Consider the following 15,250-nt stretch of genomic DNA (forward strand, 5'->3'; position numbering starts at 1 on the left):
CGCTGAGAGCGGTCGCGTGACGGAGTGGCGGAGTGACGGAGTGACGGGGCGGGGCGCCCGGGCGGGGCGATGCCTCTGGTCCGACGGCTCCGGGTGCCCGGCGGCTCAGCCCGCGTAGGGGTTCTGCGCGGGCGGGGCGTACGGATTGCCGGGGGTGCCCAGGGCGTACGGGGACTGCGGGTAGGTGTAGGGGTTCCCCTGGACCGGGATGTGCGGCTGCCCCGGACCGGGCGCCGGGGCGGGGACCGGGTGCGGCGCCGGGGCCTGTGCGGGGACCGGCGGAACGGGTCCCGGGAGCGGGCCCCGGGCCGCCGGGTGGTCCGCCAGCCGGACGCCGTAGCGCCGCTTGAGCCGCCGCAGTTCCAGCAGCGCGATCCCGGTGACCGTCAGCGGGGCGGCCAGGATGAAGACGACGCCCAGGGCCAGACCGAGCCCTTTCAGATCACCGGTGATCAGGTCCGGCAGGGACATCAGCCAGCAGGTGACGACGGCGAGCAGGGCCGGCAGCGAGCGGTGCACGGCGCCCGTGCCGAAGAAGTTCCCGGAGACCCGCAGCGCCGCCGCGAAGACGAAGACGACCAGCCACAGCATCACCAGGCAGAGAAACAGGAACAGGAACAGGTCGTCCCTTCCCAGTCCGAGCATCCACCATCCCAGCAGCACCGGGGTGGCGAGGGCGCAGACGAAGAGCAGCAGCAGCTTGAACCCGTCGGCCAGCGGCACCCGCAGCTCCCGTACGGTGCCGGTGCGCCGCCACACCAGGAGCATCACGCCGACCGTCAGCGGGGTGAGGAACAGCAGGACCACGGCCGCGGTCAGCGTGTTCGTCAGCAGCTCCGTGAAGTCGAACCCGCCGGCGAGGAAGGTGTACACGCCGAGGGTGGCGGTCAGTCCGGCGATGAGCCGGATCCGTTTGAGCCGTTCGATGGACGGATCGAGCGAATCAGGGATCCATTCGGGGTGGAACAGCGCCCGTGCCACCTGGTGGGGCTTGAGGAACGACGACGCCCTGAGCGTGCCGCCTGTCCAACTCCCGCTTGTACGTCCCAACTTGAGCGCCCCCGAACGTTCACCGCGATGACTGGCACCATGATCGACGGGGGATTCTACGGGAAGCGGGCGACAGTCCGTCGCCCGCTTCCCGCTCCGCTCTCAGCTCCGGCCGCGCAGCTCCCGGTAGGTGGCGACCAGGGCCCGGCTGGAGGCGTCCAGACCGGGCACGTCGGCGCCTTCGGTGAGCGCGGGCTCGACACGCTTGGCGAGCACCTTGCCGAGCTCCACGCCCCACTGGTCGAAGGAGTCGATGTTCCAGATCGCGCCCTGCACGAACACCTTGTGCTCGTAGAGGGCGACGAGCTGGCCGAGGACGGACGGCGTCAGTTCGCGCGCGAGGATCGTGGTCGTGGGGTGGTCGCCCTTGAACGTCTTGTGCGGCACCAGTTCCTCGGGCACGCCCTCGGCGCGCACCTCGTCCGGCGTCTTGCCGAAGGCCAGGGCCTGCGTCTGGGCGAAGAAGTTGGCCATCAGCAGGTCGTGCTGCGCCTTGAGCGCGTCGCTCAGCTCGGCGACCGGCTCGGCGAAGCCGATGAAGTCCGCCGGGATCAGCTTCGTCCCCTGGTGGATCAGCTGGTAGTAGGCGTGCTGCCCGTTGGTGCCGGGCGTGCCCCAGACGACGGGGCCGGTCTGCCACCGGACCTCGCGCCCGTCCCGGCCGACGTACTTGCCGTTGGACTCCATGTCGAGCTGCTGGAGATAGGCGGTGAACTTCGACAGGTAGTGCGAGTACGGCAGGACCGCGTGCGACTGGGCGCCCAGGAAGTTGCCGTACCAGACGCCCAGCAGGCCCAGCAGCAGCGGCACGTTGGACTCGGCCGGGGCGGTGCGGAAGTGGTCGTCGACGAGGTGGAACCCGTCGAGCATCTCCCGGAAGCGGTCCGGGCCGATGGCGATCATCAGCGACAGGCCGATCGCCGAGTCGTACGAGTAGCGTCCGCCGACCCAGTCCCAGAACTCGAACATGTTCGCCGTGTCGATGCCGAAGTCGGCGACCTTCTCCGCGTTCGTCGAGAGGGCGACGAAGTGCTTGGCGACGGCGACCTCTCCCCCGTCGAGCGCGTTCAGCAGCCAGGTCCGTGCGGAAGTGGCGTTGGTGATCGTCTCGATGGTGGTGAACGTCTTGGACGCGATGATGAACAGCGTCTCGGCCGGGTCCAGGTCGCGGATGGCCTCGTGCAGGTCGGAGCCGTCCACGTTGGACACGAAGCGGACCGTGAGGTCACGGTCGGTGAAGGCGCGCAGTGCCTCGTACGCCATCGCGGGACCGAGGTCGGAACCGCCGATGCCGATGTTGACCACGGTGCGGATGCGCTTGCCGGTGTGGCCGGTCCACTCACCGGAGCGCACACGGTCGGCGAAGGCGGCCATCCTGTCGAGAACGGCGTGCACGCCGGGGACGACGTTCTCCCCGTCGACCTCGACCACCGCGTCGCGCGGCGCCCTGAGGGCGGTGTGCAGGACGGCCCGGTCCTCGGTGGTGTTGATCCGCTCACCGCGGAACATGGCGTCGCGCAACCCGAACACGTCGGTGGCCACGGCCAGTTCGCGCAGCAGCCGCAGGGTGTCGTCGGTGACGAGGTGCTTGGAGTAGTCGATGTACAGGTCACCGACCCGGAGCGTGTACGCGGTACCACGGTCGGGGTGGGCGGCGAACACCTCACGCAACCGCAGGTTCCCGAGCTCCTCGCGGTGCTTGGCCAGTGCGGTCCACTCGGGAGTCTGGTCGAGCCTGGTACGGCCGTCTGCGTTCATCTCGGACTTCAGCCTTCTTCCTTGCTGCCTGTGCTGCGTATCCGCCCCGCTGCCGGTTCCAACCTAATGGAGCAGAGGTGGACATCACCTGTCGTGACGCCGTCGTGGGGCACAACAACAGATACGGCTGTCCGGCCCCCGGCCATTCAGCACGGCGACGGGCAGGACGTCCGCCGGGCCGGGCCACGGGCAGGCGGGAGGGGCGGAACAGGCAGGGCCCCGAGGGCGGGAAGAAGGAGCCGGCTGCGAGCAGCCGGACATGAACACGGCACGACGCGGATACGGATCGGGGACAGCACGGTGCGGCGCGGGCCGCCCGGCCGGCCGTCGGCTCCCAAGCCGAATCGAACTGAACTGCTAGATCTCGCCCCGCAGTTTGGCGAGCGCCTCGGCGAGGATCGCCTCACCGTCCGCGTCGCTGCGGCGCTCCCGCACATAGGCGAGGTGGGTCTTGTACGGCTCCGTACGCGGCGGATCCGGAGGGTTCTCCCGGTCCTGGCCGGCCGGAAAGCCGCAGCGGGGGCAGTCCCACGTATCGGGTACCTGCGCGTCGCTCGCGAAGCTCGGCTGGGTCTCGTGCCCGTTGGAGCACCAGAAGGAGAGGCGCAGCCGCGGCGCTGACTCACCGCGTTCGGCCTCACCCATCGGCCCCGCCCCGACCCGGCTTCCCCGGATCGCGTTGCCACTTGCCACGGTTGTAACTCCCTGCGTGATGGCGCGGCGAAGCGAGTCGGCGTTCCGCTTCGCTGCGAGCGCCTCAGTCTACGTAAGGCCCAACGCGCGTCCAGTGATTGGAGTTACCGCTCCCCTCCCCAGACGCAAGCCCCATGATAGGCCGCGCTGTGCTGCGCGTACCGGACATGGGGCCTTACGTGGGGAATGCGCACCCGATGCGGGCGGATCGTCCGCCAAGGTCTTCCGCTCGGATCAACCCGTCTTCATCATGATGCCGAGCGTGACGATGCAGACGGCCCAGAGCAGTCCGACCACGACGGTGATCCGGTCGAGGTTGCGCTCGGCGACCGAGGAGCCGCCGACGGAGGACTGCATGCCGCCACCGAACATGTCGGAGAGGCCGCCGCCCTTCCCCTTGTGCATCAGCACCAGCAGCATCAGCAGCAGGCTGAAGACGATCAGGGCGATCGAGAACCCCAAAACCACGGCTGGACCAACTTCCTCGGATTCGGATGGGACGACGCGGGGTCCAGTTCAGGACTGGACCCCGCAAGGGTACGACGGATCGCGGCTAGCGCCTACTCACTGGTCGCGAAAGCGGATGATCTTGACGAACTCGTCCGCGTCCAGCGAGGCACCGCCCACCAGCGCGCCGTCGATGTCGGCCTGCGCCATGATCTCGGCGACGTTGCCCGACTTGACCGAGCCGCCGTACTGGATGCGGACCTGGTCGGCCACTTCCTGCGAGTACAGCTCGGCGAGCTTGCCGCGGACGGCGGAGCAGACCTCCTGGGCGTCCTCGGCGCCGCAGACCTTGCCGGTGCCGATGGCCCAGACGGGCTCGTAGGCGATCACAACGGATTCGGCCTGCTCGGCGGGCACGTCCTTCAGACCGCCCTCGACCTGGGCGAGGGTGTGGGCGACGTGGTTGCCGGCCTCGCGGACGGCCAGTTCCTCGCCGACGCACAGGATCGGCGTGATGCCGTGCTTGTACGCGGCCTTGACCTTGGCGTTCACGAGCTCGTCGGTCTCGCCGTGGTACTGCCTGCGCTCGGAGTGGCCGACCGCCACGTACGTGCACTTCAGCTTGGCCAGCATCGGGCCGGAGATCTCGCCGGTGTAGGCGCCGCCGTCGTGCGCCGAGATGTCCTGGGCGCCGTACTTGATCTTCAGCTTGTCGCCGTCGACGAGGGTCTGCACGGAGCGCAGGTCGGTGAAGGGCGGCAGGACGGCGACCTCGACGGCCTCGTAGTCCGTGTCGGCCAGGGCGAAGGCGAGCTTCTGGACGTGGGCGATGGCCTCGAGGTGGTTGAGGTTCATCTTCCAGTTGCCCGCCATCAGCGGGGTGCGGCCTTTTTCAGCAGCGGTCATTGAGGGTCAGTCCTCCAGTGCGGCGAGGCCGGGGAGCGTCTTGCCCTCGAGGTATTCGAGGGAGGCGCCGCCTCCGGTCGAGATGTGGCCGAATGCCTTTTCGTCGAAACCCAGGATGCGGACGGCCGCGGCGGAGTCGCCGCCGCCGACCACGGTGTAGCCCGGGGAGTCGAGAAGGGCCTGGGCGACCGCTTTGGTGCCCTCGGCGTAGTCGGGGTGCTCGAAGACGCCCATGGGACCGTTCCAGAAGACGGTGGCCGCGTCGGCGAGCTTCGAGGCGTAGAGCGTGCGGGTCTCGGGGCCGATGTCCAGGCCCATCCGGCCGGCCGGCATGGCGTCCGCGGCGACGGCGGCGGGGTGGGCCGGCGCCTTCGTCTTCAGGTCCGGGAACTCCTCGGCGACCAGGGTGTCGACCGGCAGCACCAGTTCGACGCCGTTCTTCTCGGCGCGCTCCATGTACTCGGTGACGGCGGACAGCTGGTCCTCCTGGACCAGCGACGTGCCGATCTCGTAGCCCTTGGCCTTGAGGAAGGTGTACGCCATGCCGCCGCCGATGAGGATGCGGTCGGCCTTGCCGAGCAGTTCGTCGATGACGGCGAGCTTGTCGGAGACCTTGGCGCCGCCGAGGGCGACGACGTAGGGCCGCTGGACGTCGTCCGTGAGCTTCTTCAGGACGCCGACCTCGGTGGCGATGAGGAAGCCGGCGGCGTGCGGCAGGCGGGCCGGGAGGTCGTACACGGACGCGTGCTTGCGGTGCACCGCACCGAAGCCGTCGCCCACGTAGAGGTCGGCGAGGCCGGCCAGACGGTCGGCGAAGGCGCCGCGCTCGGCGTCGTCCTTGGCCGTCTCGCCGGCGTTGAAGCGCAGGTTCTCGAGGACCGCGACCTGTCCGTCGGCGAGGCCGGCGACGGTGGCGGTGGCGGACTCGCCGACGGTGTCCGTCGCGAACGCCACGTCGGCGCCGAGGAGTTCACCCAGGCGGGCGGCGGCCGGGGCGAGCGAGAAGGCGGGGTCCGGGGCGCCCTTGGGGCGGCCCAGGTGCGAGGCGACGACGACACGGCCGCCCGCTTCGGCAAGAGCCTTGACGGTGGGCAGCACCGCGCGGATGCGGCCGTCGTCGGTGATGGTGGTGCCGTCCAGCGGCACGTTGAGGTCGGCGCGGACGAAGACCCGCCGGCCCGCGACCCCTTCGGAGAGGAGTTCGTCGATCGTCTTCATGAAGGGACTCCTGGAGAAGAGCTTGTGTTCGCTCGTGATCGCTCGTGATCGGAAGCGGTCGACCACTCCGATACGTGCGTCAGGGCTCGGACAGCGCGTAGGCGCGCCGGCCGAGCCCTGCACTCATATCAGGCGGTCTGCTCCACGATCAGAGCTGGTCGCCGACGAAGACCGTGAGGTCGACGAGGCGGTTGGAGTAGCCCCACTCATTGTCGTACCAGCCGATGATCTTCACGCTCTTGCCGTCCTGGACCATGGTCAGGGACGAGTCGAACGTGCAGGACGCCGGGGCGTTGACGATGTCGGAGGAGACGATCGGGTCCTCCGTGTACTCGAGGAGACCCTTGAGCTCACCCTCGGCGGCCTTCTGGAAGGCGGCGTTGACCTCTTCCTTGGTGACCTCGCGGCCGAGCTCGACGACCAGGTCGGTGACCGAGCCGGTCGGGACCGGGACGCGCATCGCGATGCCGTCCAGCTTGCCCTCGAGCTGCGGCAGCACCAGCGCGGTGGCCTTCGCGGCGCCGGTCGTCGTCGGGATGATGTTCTCGGCGGCGGCACGGGCGCGGCGCAGGTCCTTGTGCGGGAAGTCCAGGATGCGCTGGTCGTTCGTGTACGCGTGCACCGTCGTCATCAGGCCCCTGACGATGCCGAAGTTCTCGTCGAGCACCTTCGCCATCGGCGCCACACAGTTGGTGGTGCAGGAGGCGTTGGAGATGACGTGGTGGTTCGCCGGGTCGTACTTGTCCTGGTTGACGCCCATGACGATGGTGACGTCCTCATCCTTGGCCGGAGCCGAGATGATGACCTTCTTGGCGCCACCGGTGATGTGCTTCTCGGCGTCGGCCTTCTTGGTGAAGATGCCGGTCGACTCGATGACGATGTCGACGCCCAGCTCGCCCCACGGGATGTCCGCGGGGTTGCGCTCGGAGAGCACCTTGACCGTCTTGTCGCCGACCGTGATCGTGTCGGCGGTGTGGGAGACCTCCTGCTTGAGGCGGCCCAGAATGGTGTCGTACTTCAGCAGGTGGGCAGTGGTCGCGGTGTCACCCAGGTCATTGACCGCCACGATCTCGATGTCTGCGCCCTGCTCGAGCAATGCGCGGAAGTAGTTCCGGCCGATGCGGCCAAACCCGTTGATGCCTACGCGGATCGTCACGAACCGATCTCCTCGTTGGTGCGCCGGCTCAAGTCGCCGGCGAGCTGTATGGGATGTCCCCGACCACCCCCGACCCTACCTCTCCGGGACCACGCCCGTGACATCGAGTCGGGCCATACCCGGCAGGCCGACCCTTACCCGTCAGTAGGGTACGGACCGCCCAGGCAGAGGGCCCTCGTCCGGCCCGTCCGACAGGGCGACTTGACCAGGGCCGGAAGGATTTCCCGGTGTCCGGTCACCGTGTCGGAGTCCGTGGAGGGACCCCCGCCCGCCCGCCGACCGGCCTCCGGCCGGCTGCGGTCGATCGATGAGCGGGGGCGCAGGAGGGCTTGGCGGTGAGGGCTCGTCCTCGGTGGGAGGTTCGTCCCGCGGCGGGGGTCCGTCCGGCGGGGCGTCGGGAAGCCTTGGCAGCGGGATCCCGTCAACGGGCGCCGGCGGTCGGCGCGGTCCGGACGCCCGTCCCGGCCGCGGGCCGGGTGGCCGGCAAGGCCGCGGGCCGGACGGGAAGGTGTCAGCCGACGAGGTTGTCGGCGAGTTCCTCGCCGATGTTGGCTTCCGTGCCCGGGAGGCCGAGGTCGGCGGCGCGCTTGTCGGCCATCGCGAGCAGCCGGCGGATCCGGCCGGCCACGGCGTCCTTGGTCAGCGGCGGGTCGGCCAGTGCGCCCAGTTCCTCCAGCGAGGCCTGCTTGTGCTCCATGCGCAGCCGCCCGGCCGCGGCGAGGTGCTCGGGAACGTCGTCGGCGAGGATCTCCAGTGCGCGCTGCACCCGGGCGCCGGCGGCGACGGCCGCGCGGGCCGAGCGGCGCAGGTTGGCGTCGTCGAAGTTGGCCAGCCGGTTCGCCGTGGCGCGCACCTCGCGGCGCATCCGGCGTTCCTCCCAGGCCAGCACCGAGTCGTGCGCGCCGAGCCGGGTGAGCAGGGCGCCGATGGCGTCGCCGTCACGGACGACGACCCGGTCCACGCCGCGCACCTCGCGGGCCTTGGCCGCGATGGACAGGCGGCGGGCGGCGCCGACCAGGGCGAGCGCGGCCTCCGGGCCGGGGCAGGTCACCTCGAGAGAGGAGGAGCGGCCCGGCTCGGTGAGGGAGCCGTGCGCCAGGAACGCTCCGCGCCAGGCCGCCTCGGCGTCACAGGTGGCCCCCGAGACCACCTGCGGGGGCAGACCGCGGATCGGTCGGCCCCGTCCGTCCACCAGGCCGGTCTGGCGGGCCAGCTGGTCGCCGCCCGCGACCACCCGGACGACGTAGCGCGAGCCGCGGCGCAGCCCGCCCGGCGCCATCACGATCAGTTCGGAACTGTGTCCGAAGATCTCCATGATGTCCCGCTTGAGGCGGCGGGCGGCCATCGCCGTGTCCAGCTCCGCCTCGATCACAATGCGTCCGCTCACCAGGTGGAGGCCGCCGGCGAACCGCAGAATGGCGGAGACCTCCGCCTTTCTGCAGCAGGTCCGCGTGACGGGGAGCCGGGAAACCTCGTCCTTCACCGCTGCCGTCATCGCCATGGGCCGATCCTTCCATGCATCCGAAAAATACGGTCGTACGCGGCGGCCAGCAGCTCCGGGTCGTGCCGGGGGCTTCCGTCGGGCCGGGCCACCGGCGCCAGCTCGACCGCGGCGCCGAGCCGCTCGGCGGCGTCGGTCAGCAAGTCGCGGTCGGGCACGGCGGCCTCGTCGGCCAGCACCACGTCCAGGGCGAGTTTAGGGGCGTGTCGTCCCAAAACCTCCACATGACGCTGCGGGGAGAAGCCCTCGGTTTCTCCGGGCTGCGGGGCGAGGTTCAGGGAAAGTACCCGGCGCGCCTTGGTCCGGATGAGCGCGTCCAGCAGTTCCGGCACCAGGAGGTGCGGCATGACCGAGGAGAACCAGGAGCCGGGGCCGAGCACCACCCAGTCGGCGTCCAGGACCGCCTCGACCGCCTCGGGGACGGCGGGCGGGTCGTTCGGCACGAGGTGCACGGACTGCACCTCGCCGGGGGTGAGGGCGACGGTCGCCTGCCCGCGGACGGTGTCCACGGTGTCCGGGCGCTCCGGGTCGTGGCCCTTGACCAGGGCCTGGAGCTCCAGCGGTACGGCGGACATGGGCAGCACCCGCCCGTGCGCGCCGAGCAGCCGGCCCACCAGGTCCAGGGCCTGGACGTGGTCGCCGAGCTGCTCCCACAGAGCGACGATCAGCAGATTGCCGACCGCGTGCTCGTGCAGGTCCCCCTTGGACTGGAAGCGGTGCTGGATGACCCGGGCCCAGGTCTGGCCCCATTCGTCGTCGCCGCACAGCGCGGCCAGCGCCTTGCGCAGATCGCCGGGCGGCAGTACGCCCAGTTCGTCGCGGAGCCGCCCGCTGGAGCCGCCGTCGTCGGCCACGGTGACGACGGCGGTGAGGTCGCCGGTGATCCGGCGCAGCGCGGCGAGCGAGGCGGACAGCCCCATGCCGCCGCCGAGGGCGACCACCTTGGGCTGGGTGCCCCGGCGTCGCGGTTTGGCGCCGCGGGCCTCGGTCCGCCGTCCGGCGCGCCCTTCGGGCACCGCCCGGCGCAGCCGGTACAGCCGCGGGGTACGCGCGGTCATTCCCGTCCCATGTCCCGGTGGACGACCACCGTCTCCACGCCCTCCGCGGCGAGTCGGGCGGCGAGCTTCTCCGACATGGCGACCGAGCGGTGCTTGCCGCCGGTGCAGCCGACGGCGATGGTCACATAGCGCTTGCCCTCACGGCGGTAGCCCGCGGCGATCAGCCGCAGCAGCTCGGCGTACCGGTCGAGGAACTCCTTGGCGCCGGGCTGGTTGAGGACGTACGCCGCCACCTCCTCGTGGCGGCCGGTGAACGGGCGCAGTTCCGGGACCCAGTGCGGGTTGGGCAGGAACCGCATGTCCACGACCAGGTCGGCGTCGACCGGGAGGCCGTACTTGAAGCCGAAGGACATCACGGTGGCCCGCAGTTCGGGCTCCTCGTCGCCGGCGAACTGGGCGTCCATCTTGGCGCGCAGCTCGTGCACGTTGAGGCTGGAGGTGTCTATCACCAGGTCGGCGTCGCCGCGCAGTTCGCGCAGCAGTTCGCGCTCGGCGGCGATGCCGTCGACGATGCGGCCGTCGCCCTGGAGGGGGTGCGGGCGGCGCACCGACTCGAAGCGGCGTACCAGGGCTTCCTCGGAGGACTCCAGGAAGACGATCCGCCGGGTGACGCCCCGGGCGTCGAGATCGGCGAGGGATTCGCGGAGGTTGTCGAAGAAGCGCCGGCCGCGGACGTCGACAACGACCGCGATCCGGGCCACGTTGCCCTGGGAGCGGGCGCCGAGCTCCACCATGGTGGGGATCAGCGCGGGCGGGAGGTTGTCGACGACGAACCAGCCCAGGTCCTCCAGACACTTCGCGGCCGTGGAGCGGCCCGCCCCGGACATGCCGGAGATGATCACCAGCTCGGGGATCGCCGCCTCGGCGGCCCCGGCCGTTTCCTTGCCCGTACTCACCTGTGCTCCGTCACCTGTTCCGTCGTCGTCCCGCCGTGTCCCAGGATCTTCGTCCCGGCCCGCGCCCCGGTCCGCGCCCGCGCCCGTGTTCCGGTCCGCGCCCTGACCAGGGTCCTGGTGTGTCTCGTGCTCGGTCATCTCTCCAGCCCCCGTCGGTCGTCCGGGGCGCCCGCGGAAACGGGCTCCCCGGGGGAACCCCCGGACTTCCCGGGTTCTTCCCCGTCGTCCATGCCCTCCATATCAACCATGTCATCCATGTCATCCATGATCTCGCCCGTCGCCGTGTTCACGGCGGGACCGGCGGGAACCGCTCCGGCGAGGGCCGCGGTGATCGCCTCGGCCGTCTTGCGGCCTATGCCGGGCACGTCGCAGATCTGCTCGACGGTCGCCGCCCGCAGTCTCCTCACCGAGCCGAAGTGCTTGATCAGCGCCTGCTTGCGGGTCTCGCCGAGGCCGGGCACGTCGTCCAGTGGACCGGACCGGAAACGTTTGGCCCGCTTGACGCGCTGATAGCCGATGGCGAAGCGGTGCGCCTCGTCGCGGACCCGCTGGAGCAGATAGAGGCCTTCGCTGGTGCGGGGCAGCACCACCGGGTCGTCGTCGTCCGGCAGCCACACCTCCTCCAGCCGCTTGGCCAGGCCGCACACCGCGATGTCGTCGATGCCGAGCTCGTCCAGGGCCCTGCGGGCCGCCGCCACCTGGGGGGCGCCACCGTCGACGACCACCAGCTGGGGCGGGTACGCGAAGCGCTTGGGACGGCCGTCGTCCTCGGTGAGCGTGCTCGCGGAGGGTACGGCGGGGTCGCCGGCGGTCCCGTCCGGGCCGGGGGGACCCTCGGTGCCGGCGGTCCGGTCCGGGCCCGCGGTCCCGTCCGCGCCGGCCGCCTCACCGCCGGCACCGGCCGCGGGCTCCTCGCCGTCGCTCCACTCGCCGGTCCGCTCCTTGTCGGCGAGGTAGCGCCGGAAGCGCCGGGTGATCACCTCGTGCATGGACCGGACGTCGTCCTGGCCCGCGAAGCTCTTGATCTGGAAACGGCGGTACTCGCTCTTGCGGGCCAGCCCGTCCTCGAAGACGACCATGGAGGCCACGACGTCGTCGCCCTGGAGGTGCGAGACGTCGTAGCACTCGATCCGCAGCGGGGCACTGTCCAGGCCGAGGGCGTCGGCGATCTCCTCCAGCGCGCGCGAGCGTGTGGTCAGGTCGGAGGCGCGCTTGGTCTTGTGCAGGACGAGGGCCTGCTGGGCGTTGCGCTCCACGGTCTCCATCAGGGCCCGCTTGTCCCCGCGCTGCGGAACCCGCAGGGAGACGCCCGAGCCGCGCCGCCCGGTGAGCCACTGCTGGACGGGCTCCACCGGGTCGGGCAGCGCGGGGACCAGGACCTCCCTCGGGACGGCGTCGCCGGTCTCCTCGCCGTACAGCTGCTGCAGGGCGTGCTCCACGAGGGCGCCGGTGGTGATCTCCTCCACCTTGTCGGTGACCCAGCCCCGCTGGCCGCGCACGCGTCCGCCGCGTACGTGGAAGATCTGGACGGCCGCCTCCAGCTCGTCCTCGGCGACCGCGATCAGGTCGGCGTCGGTGGCGTCGGCGAGGACCACCGCGCTCTTCTCCATGGCCTTCTTCAGCGCCCCGATGTCGTCCCGCAAGCGGGCGGCCCGCTCGTACTCCATCTCCTCGGCCGCCTCGGCCATCCGCTGTTCCAGGCGACGCAGCTGGGCGCCGGTGCGGCCGGCCATGAAGTCGCAGAACTCCTCCGCGAGTTCGCGGTGCTCCTCGGCGGAGATCCGGTCCACGCAGGGCGCCGAGCACTTGCCGATGTAGCCGAGCAGGCAGGGGCGGCCCGTGCGGGCGGCGTTCTTGAAGACCCCGGTCGAGCAGGTGCGCACCGGGAACACCCGCAGCAGCAGGTCCACGGTGTCGCGGATCGCCCACGCGTGCCCGTACGGACCGAAGTACCGGACGCCCTTCTTCTTGTGACCGCGCATCACCTGCACGCGGGGGAACTCCTCGTTCATCGTCACCGCGAGGTACGGGTAGCTCTTGTCGTCGCGGTACTTGACGTTGAAACGGGGGTCGTACTCCTTGATCCAGGAGTACTCCAGCTGGAGCGCCTCGACCTCCGTGGACACCACCGTCCACTCCACGGAGACGGCCGTGGTGACCATGGTGCGGGTGCGCGGGTGGAGCCCGGCGAGATCCTGGAAGTAGTTCGCCAGGCGCTGGCGCAGGCTCTTCGCCTTTCCGACGTAGATCACCCGGCGGTGCTCGTCGCGGAACCGGTAGACCCCCGGCGAGTCGGGGATCTCACCCGGTTTGGGGCGGTAGCTGGAGGGGTCGGCCATGTCTCACACCCTACTGGCGGGGACCGACACAGCGGCGGGGCCGTGCGGCCATCGGCAGGGCACTGCTCCGGGAGGGTTACGACCTGTGGGAAGCGGGAATGTGGGGGGTCCGGCCCCTCGGGCGGGATGCCAGCAGAATGCGGACGCGGTCACGAGTCGGAGGGCTGGTCGGACAATGCGACAGACACGGATCGAGAAATCACGACGGCCGGCCGCCCGTGCCCGCCGGTACGCGGACGAGACGGCCGCCCTCCTCGACTCACTCGACCCACGCGACCCCGACATCGTGCGCGCCAAGCGCCTGGGTCCGCGTCCGAGGAGCGGCCAGGACACGGCAGGCCGGCCGTAGGGAAGTCGTAGGAAGTACGCGGGGAAGCCCTTCGCAGGAGGACGTCAGGGGCCGTGCCGGCCTTCGGGTCGGCACGGCCCCTGACGTGTGGACACCGCGCGTGCGCACTGCGCGCGCACGCGCGGTGTGTCCGCTTGTTGGGCGTCAGGTGTTGTCGGGAATTGGTCAACACGCTTCAATGCGGGGAAACTCGGGGCCCTGAACGGCGGCGTACGGATGTGAAGACCCGTCCGCGCCGACGGGGGAGGGTCCTGAAGTGCGCCGAGCGAACGGCCTGACCAGCCGTTGTGGACATTCAGAGAAAGGCCCCTGCATGCCGCACGCCACACCGCACACGGACACCACCGCGAAACTGGACTCGGCCCTGCGCGGCGGCCCCTTCCATGTCGCCCTGCGGGCCGCGATAGCCGCCCGCGGCCTGCCCCTGCAACGGGTGCAGCACCATCTGTCGCGCCACGGCGTGAAGGTGGGCGTCACCAGCCTCAGTTACTGGCAACAGGGCGCCCGCCGCCCGCAGCGCGCGGAGTCGCTGCGGGCGGTACGGGCACTGGAGGAGATTCTGGAGTTGCCGGAGGAGTCGCTGATCCGCCTGCTCGCCGAGTCCGACGAGCAGACGCCGGACGGCCGCCCCGCGGGCCGTTCCTACCGCTCGCTGATCGAGGCCTCGGGTGTCCTCGCGGGACTGCTGGCCGAGCTCGACGCCCCCCGGGACAGCGGACTGCAGATCCTGGGGCACCACGAGCGGGTCCGGATCGGGGCGCACCGGGAGCTGGCGGAACGTGAGTCCCACCACATCGTGCGCGCACACCGGGACGGCATCGACCGCTTCGTGGCCGTCCACCACGGCGACCCTGGTTCCGCACCGGCCCGGATGACCGTGCACTCCCTGGAGAACTGCCGCACCGGCCGCGTCCGCTGGCAGCAGGACACCGGTGTGCTCGCGGCCGAGCTGCTCTTCGACACACGGCTGCGGGCCGGCGACACGTTCCTGTTCCGGTACGCCGTCGAGGACGGCACGGCCGGTGTCTCGCACGAGTACCTGCACGGGACGGACTCCCCCGGCGGCCAGTACGCGCTCCAGGTGTGCTTCGACGCCGGGGCGCTCCCGGCGCGCTGCCACCGGTTCACCCAGCACTCCGCGGCGGCACCGCGCGGCGGCCGTCAGGAGCTGGCGGTCAGCGCTCTGCACCGCTCGGTGCACCTGGTCGAACCGCGCGTGCGCTCGGGGTACGTGGGGATCGGCTGGGACTGGGGCTGAGGCCAGGCTCGGAGCCGGCTCTCAGCCCTGCAGCCCGGGTCTCAGCCCTGCGGCCCGGGTCTGCGGCTCAGGTCTGCGGCTTCGCGACGATCGTGCCGTTGTGGACCTCGACGGAGAGCGGTGTCAGCGGTGCCACCGCCGGCTCGCGCAGCACCTTGCCGGTGGTGGCGTCGAACTCGCTCCCGTGGCACGGGCAGATCAGCTTCGTCCCCTTCAGCTGGTTGATGGGGCAGCTCGCGTGCGTGCAGAGGGTGCTGTACGCCGTGAAGGAGCCGTCGTCGTCCCGGCTGACGACGACGTTGTGGTTCCAGTACAGCTTGCTGCTCCCCCGGGCGACCTCGCTCTCCGCGCCGAGTTCGACGGGCCCGGCCAGCTGCGAGGGCCTCTCCTCGCCTCCCCCGCAGGCGGTGAGGCCGAGTCCGGCCACAGGAGCGAGGGCCATGCCTCTCAGAACGGTGCGGCGGCTCGCGGCGGATCGGCCGGACATGGGGATCTCCACTGGTCGAACGGCGGTACGAGGCGACCTTACCGGGGGCGATCCCTGCGGTCGCCGGGCGGGGAGCGGGTGAGGACGGCGGGACGGGGCAGGGCGCGCACCTGAGACGTAAACGCTTGCGCAAG

The 15,250-nt window shown here is 70.9% G+C and carries 14 protein-coding genes; 2 read left to right on the forward strand and 12 right to left on the reverse strand.

Annotated features, from left to right (window positions below; all coding sequences use genetic code 11):
• Positions 1 to 105: 105 nt before the first annotated feature.
• From AOK11_RS08540 to uvrC, 11 genes are all read right to left on the reverse strand, one after another.
• Positions 106 to 1,050, reverse strand: a complete 945-nt coding sequence (locus AOK11_RS08540) for a hypothetical protein (RefSeq protein WP_055593047.1) — start codon at positions 1,048 to 1,050, stop codon at positions 106 to 108.
• Positions 1,051 to 1,152: 102 nt separating this feature from the next.
• Positions 1,153 to 2,808 (reverse strand): glucose-6-phosphate isomerase, encoded by a 1,656-nt coding sequence (pgi, locus tag AOK11_RS08545; protein ID WP_055593048.1) that lies wholly within the window; start codon positions 2,806 to 2,808, stop codon positions 1,153 to 1,155.
• A 357-nt stretch (positions 2,809 to 3,165) separates the two neighbouring features.
• Positions 3,166 to 3,501, reverse strand: coding sequence for an RNA polymerase-binding protein RbpA (locus AOK11_RS08550; protein WP_079034708.1), 336 nt, complete (start codon positions 3,499 to 3,501; stop codon positions 3,166 to 3,168).
• 234 nt (positions 3,502 to 3,735) lie between these two features.
• A complete protein-coding gene (secG, locus tag AOK11_RS08555; protein ID WP_079034709.1) occupies positions 3,736 to 3,969 on the reverse strand; it encodes a preprotein translocase subunit SecG in 234 nt (77 codons plus the stop codon).
• Positions 3,970 to 4,065: 96 nt separating this feature from the next.
• Positions 4,066 to 4,854, reverse strand: coding sequence for a triose-phosphate isomerase (gene tpiA / locus AOK11_RS08560; RefSeq protein ID WP_055593051.1), 789 nt, complete (start codon positions 4,852 to 4,854; stop codon positions 4,066 to 4,068).
• A 6-nt stretch (positions 4,855 to 4,860) separates the two neighbouring features.
• A complete protein-coding gene (locus tag AOK11_RS08565) occupies positions 4,861 to 6,072 on the reverse strand; it encodes a phosphoglycerate kinase (protein WP_055593052.1) in 1,212 nt (403 codons plus the stop codon).
• A gap of 148 nt (positions 6,073 to 6,220) precedes the next feature.
• Complete coding sequence (gap, locus tag AOK11_RS08570; RefSeq protein ID WP_055593053.1) at positions 6,221 to 7,228, reverse strand: type I glyceraldehyde-3-phosphate dehydrogenase; 1,008 nt, start codon at positions 7,226 to 7,228, stop codon at positions 6,221 to 6,223.
• 511 nt (positions 7,229 to 7,739) lie between these two features.
• Entirely contained in the window at positions 7,740 to 8,729 is a 990-nt protein-coding gene (gene whiA, locus AOK11_RS08575; protein ID WP_055593054.1) for a DNA-binding protein WhiA, read from the reverse strand.
• Complete coding sequence (locus AOK11_RS08580; protein ID WP_055593055.1) at positions 8,720 to 9,787, reverse strand: gluconeogenesis factor YvcK family protein; 1,068 nt, start codon at positions 9,785 to 9,787, stop codon at positions 8,720 to 8,722. Before AOK11_RS08580 ends, whiA begins: the two co-directional genes overlap by 10 nt.
• Positions 9,784 to 10,821, reverse strand: a complete 1,038-nt coding sequence (gene rapZ, locus AOK11_RS08585; RefSeq protein ID WP_055593056.1) for an RNase adapter RapZ — start codon at positions 10,819 to 10,821, stop codon at positions 9,784 to 9,786. The genes AOK11_RS08580 and rapZ overlap by 4 nt, the downstream gene beginning before the upstream one ends.
• On the reverse strand, positions 10,818 to 13,022 hold the full coding sequence (gene uvrC / locus AOK11_RS08590; RefSeq protein WP_055593057.1) for an excinuclease ABC subunit UvrC: 2,205 nt from the start codon (positions 13,020 to 13,022) through the stop codon (positions 10,818 to 10,820). The genes rapZ and uvrC overlap by 4 nt, the downstream gene beginning before the upstream one ends.
• Before the next feature lie 175 nt (positions 13,023 to 13,197).
• On the opposite strand from uvrC, the gene AOK11_RS43345 reads away from it, so the two are divergent.
• Entirely contained in the window at positions 13,198 to 13,371 is a 174-nt protein-coding gene (locus tag AOK11_RS43345; RefSeq protein WP_167353771.1) for a hypothetical protein, read from the forward strand.
• Between the two features lie 313 nt (positions 13,372 to 13,684).
• Complete coding sequence (locus tag AOK11_RS08595; RefSeq protein ID WP_055593058.1) at positions 13,685 to 14,629, forward strand: hypothetical protein; 945 nt, start codon at positions 13,685 to 13,687, stop codon at positions 14,627 to 14,629.
• 67 nt (positions 14,630 to 14,696) lie between these two features.
• On the opposite strand, the gene AOK11_RS08600 is transcribed toward AOK11_RS08595, so the two are convergent.
• A complete protein-coding gene (locus AOK11_RS08600) occupies positions 14,697 to 15,116 on the reverse strand; it encodes a Rieske (2Fe-2S) protein (RefSeq protein ID WP_055593059.1) in 420 nt (139 codons plus the stop codon).
• Between the last annotated feature and the right edge of the window lie 134 nt (positions 15,117 to 15,250).

Origin of the sequence: Streptomyces hirsutus, assembly GCF_001418415.1 — a bacterium.
In the GTDB taxonomy this organism is placed as follows: Bacteria; Actinomycetota; Actinomycetes; order Streptomycetales; family Streptomycetaceae; genus Streptomyces; species Streptomyces hirsutus.

What these genes read in the sequence shown, in the direction of transcription:
- AOK11_RS08600 (WP_055593059.1), bottom strand. Translation starts at nt 15,116, where the DNA reads ATGTCCGGCCGATCCGCCGCGAGCCGCCGCACCGTTCTGAGAGGCATG.
- AOK11_RS08565 (WP_055593052.1), bottom strand. Translation starts at nt 6,072, where the DNA reads ATGAAGACGATCGACGAACTCCTCTCCGAAGGGGTCGCGGGCCGGCGG.
- rapZ (WP_055593056.1), bottom strand. Translation starts at nt 10,821, where the DNA reads ATGACCGAGCACGAGACACACCAGGACCCTGGTCAGGGCGCGGACCGG.
- AOK11_RS08595 (WP_055593058.1), top strand. Translation starts at nt 13,685, where the DNA reads ATGCCGCACGCCACACCGCACACGGACACCACCGCGAAACTGGACTCG.
- tpiA (WP_055593051.1), bottom strand. Translation starts at nt 4,854, where the DNA reads ATGACCGCTGCTGAAAAAGGCCGCACCCCGCTGATGGCGGGCAACTGG.
- AOK11_RS43345 (WP_167353771.1), top strand. Translation starts at nt 13,198, where the DNA reads ATGCGACAGACACGGATCGAGAAATCACGACGGCCGGCCGCCCGTGCC.
- pgi (WP_055593048.1), bottom strand. Translation starts at nt 2,808, where the DNA reads ATGAACGCAGACGGCCGTACCAGGCTCGACCAGACTCCCGAGTGGACC.
- uvrC (WP_055593057.1), bottom strand. Translation starts at nt 13,022, where the DNA reads ATGGCCGACCCCTCCAGCTACCGCCCCAAACCGGGTGAGATCCCCGAC.
- AOK11_RS08580 (WP_055593055.1), bottom strand. Translation starts at nt 9,787, where the DNA reads ATGACCGCGCGTACCCCGCGGCTGTACCGGCTGCGCCGGGCGGTGCCC.
- whiA (WP_055593054.1), bottom strand. Translation starts at nt 8,729, where the DNA reads ATGGCGATGACGGCAGCGGTGAAGGACGAGGTTTCCCGGCTCCCCGTC.